Source organism: Candidatus Woesearchaeota archaeon (assembly GCA_003695435.1).
Classification (GTDB): Archaea; Nanobdellota; Nanobdellia; order Woesearchaeales; family UBA11576; genus J101.
The window spans coordinates 1-2,580 of sequence record RFJL01000023.1 but is presented as its reverse complement, the minus strand read 5'-3'; the positions used below and the strand labels follow the sequence as shown (position 1 = coordinate 2,580).

The 2,580-nt window shown below is 40.2% G+C and carries 4 protein-coding genes and 1 tRNA gene; 4 read left to right on the top strand and 1 reads right to left on the bottom strand.

Annotated features, from left to right (window positions below; genetic code table 11):
* A partial coding sequence (locus tag D6774_01485; protein RME78335.1) for a hypothetical protein occupies nt 1-1,074 on the bottom strand: 1,074 nt, incomplete at its 3' end.
* Nucleotides 1,075-1,203: 129 nt separating this feature from the next.
* On the opposite strand from D6774_01485, the gene D6774_01480 reads away from it, so the two are divergent.
* The 4 genes from D6774_01480 to D6774_01465 all read left to right on the top strand — a co-directional run bounded on the left by D6774_01480 (nt 1,204) and on the right by D6774_01465 (nt 2,413).
* The gene (locus D6774_01480) at nt 1,204-1,713 is read left to right on the top strand and encodes a hypothetical protein (protein ID RME78334.1); all 510 of its coding nucleotides are present in this window, start codon (nt 1,204-1,206) and stop codon (nt 1,711-1,713) included.
* Nucleotides 1,710-1,925, top strand: a complete 216-nt coding sequence (locus D6774_01475) for a hypothetical protein (GenBank protein RME78333.1) — start codon at nt 1,710-1,712, stop codon at nt 1,923-1,925. Before D6774_01480 ends, D6774_01475 begins: the two co-directional genes overlap by 4 nt.
* Nucleotides 1,922-2,245, top strand: coding sequence for a hypothetical protein (locus D6774_01470; protein ID RME78332.1), 324 nt, complete (start codon nt 1,922-1,924; stop codon nt 2,243-2,245). The genes D6774_01475 and D6774_01470 overlap by 4 nt, the downstream gene beginning before the upstream one ends.
* Before the next feature lie 56 nt (nt 2,246-2,301).
* Nucleotides 2,302-2,413: transfer RNA gene (locus tag D6774_01465), tRNA-Leu, on the top strand.
* Nucleotides 2,414-2,580 lie beyond the last annotated feature (167 nt).

Below are 2,580 nucleotides of genomic sequence, written 5' to 3'. Positions count from 1 at the left end.
CGGTGTGCCCCTCACGCCAAATGCTCGTTCAACGTGATTATTTTTTGGGTTTGTGTCATTGCATGTTGGGTGTAGTGTTGCATTGATAAGATAGGTTTTTTCTAGTCCTTCGAATTTTGGTGTGAAGGATTTTGTTGTAAGTGTTGATGTGTTTCGGGGTTTTCGTGACCATTTTCCATAAATATCCTGGACACCATATTCAATAGCGAACGGAAAGGTTGTGTTGTTTGTTTTGAATTTGTAGGTGAGCTGTTGTTTGTTGTTAAGGATGGTTTGTGAGAGTTCCAAGTCAAGGGAAAGGTCACAAGGAATGGTTTTCTGATCAATTACAGTGATGTTGTGACAAGAAATCGCATCTTCACTTTGAGCACAAAGGGAATAATTTCCAGGTTGGAAGAATGTGTATGACCCGGTTCCTTTGGTTTTCCTCGTGTGGATAAAGAATTCAAGAGTTTCTTCTTTGAGCAGATGATGTTCTTCGTTTAAGTCGTAAATGGAATAGGTAAAAGAGATGTTTCTTGGATTTGCTCTATTGGTGATGGTGAAAAAACTGTCGTAGTGCGTAAGATAATATGTCTTGCTCAATGATGTTATGAGCAGTGTTGCGTTGTCATAATCGTTGGGTTTTCCTGGAGTGCCACCAATTGTTTTTGAGGGAATGAACGTTGATCCGTTGAATGCAAGAGAGGCTCCATCTCCATTTGCTCCTTGCGATGGCGCGTAGGTGTAGGTGTAGTTGTTGAGGATGATTTGCGTTTCTTTGTTTGGGAGGGTGAAAGGAACTTCTTCTCCCGGAACAGCATTGTAAAAAGTAACAAAAGACTCATTATCTTCATCATTGCCATCCTCATATTCACGTGCTAGGATGTAGTAGGGAGTTGTTGGTGTGAATGAATAGGTGTGATTATTGATACGTATGCTCTGAGTGGTATTAAGTTCTGTGCTGTTTTCTGTGTATATTTCTATCCATTCAAGATCATAGTCTGATCCTGGTGGGTTGTACATGACTTCTGAGAGTTTTGATGCACTAACAAGCGTAAGGGTGGCGAGGAAGAGTGTTATGTATCTGAGCATGTAGGATGAGGCGTTTATCGTTTAAAATGAGTTGTGAGAGAAAAAACGAAAACATTTCACACTACTCCCTAGTGCTCAATAATATTTTTAAGGGCTTTACGGTACGGTAACTCCTAGGGGGAGTATAACATGGGATTATTTGATTTTCTCAAAAAAAACGAATTAGAAGAACCACCAAAACCAGCAGTAGACTTGACATCAGCCGATGCACTTCCAAAACCGCCACAGTTAATGCCTGTTGGCGAACAACAAATTCCCGAAGTTCCTGAAATTACTGATGTTCCAGATAGCATTCCTGAACTTGAATTACCCGAACCACCTATCGAACACGAAGAACAACAAGGACAACCAGAACAAGTTATAACACAACCAGAGCACGTTGTTGAACAAGCCGAAGAACCACGTGAAAAACCACTCACAGGACCTGTTTTTCTAAGGATGGAACAATTCAGAGAGGCAATGAGAGGTCTTCACCGATCAAAAGAAGCTCTTCGCTCAGCAAATACTCACTTTGATAATATAACATCCGCTAAGAACGATCAAGATAAATTGTTTGAAAGTCTTCGCCTCATCGTAGAAGATATGGAAAGAAAACTCCTCTACGTTGACAAGACACTTTTTGAAGGAGGAAACACATGAACGAACGCGTATTTGTTAAGATTGAAGATTACGAAGATGTGAGTGAAATTGTTGATCTTCTGCGTAATAAAGTTGCAGAAGCAAAATCCACCATTGAACACATTGAAGCACTCAAAACTCAAGAAGATCAAGTTCTTGATGAGTGGAAAAAAGACATCACACTTGTTGAGAGTAAAATTGATTTCCTCAACACCACTCTGAAAAGCCCATGAGTTACTACGTTAATGTTGAAAAACCTGTAGAGACACGAAAGTCTTTATTGCAAGCTTCAAAGCAGTTGGTTATTTCTTTACAGCGCTATGAAGATCTTAAAAAAATCAGAGAGCAAAAACTTCTTTTGATGCACGACCTCAAAGAGCTATGTGCACAAACTATTGACACCATCGATCATCTCAAACAATACCTACCTCAAGAAGAGGTACAAGTATCCGAACAACCAGCCACCAAGAAAAAACAGCAGAAAAAGAGTGAATTGCACAATCTTGAAGCTGATTTAAAGATGATCGAAGAAAAGCTCAAATTACTTGAGTAAAAGCAGCAAGGACAATAATCTTTAAAAACCCCTTGAACCAGGGAATAGCTATCCTTGTGGGGGTAGCAAAGTCTGGTCAAATGCGATAGACTCAAGGTGAACGCCTTATTGGCCTACATGTGGAATCTATTCCCTTTGGGTTCAAGGGTTCGAATCCCTTCCCCCACATCTTTTTTCAAAAAAGTTCTCTTAGAGTCATGTGTTGTAAGGGCTTGTGTTATGCTTCATGCGAGACTGGGCATTTCTTGTCAGAGTAATCGCAGAACACGCAGCAACTTTTCTTAGCTTGAATGAGTTCTTTGCAGGACTCACACAGGTAAAATGCCTGGCATTTG

Bases quoted from the DNA above. Each gene is read 5' to 3' on its own strand.
- D6774_01480 (RME78334.1), top strand. From the start codon at position 1,204: ATGGGATTATTTGATTTTCTCAAAAAAAACGAATTAGAAGAACCACCA.
- D6774_01475 (RME78333.1), top strand. From the start codon at position 1,710: ATGAACGAACGCGTATTTGTTAAGATTGAAGATTACGAAGATGTGAGT.
- D6774_01470 (RME78332.1), top strand. From the start codon at position 1,922: ATGAGTTACTACGTTAATGTTGAAAAACCTGTAGAGACACGAAAGTCT.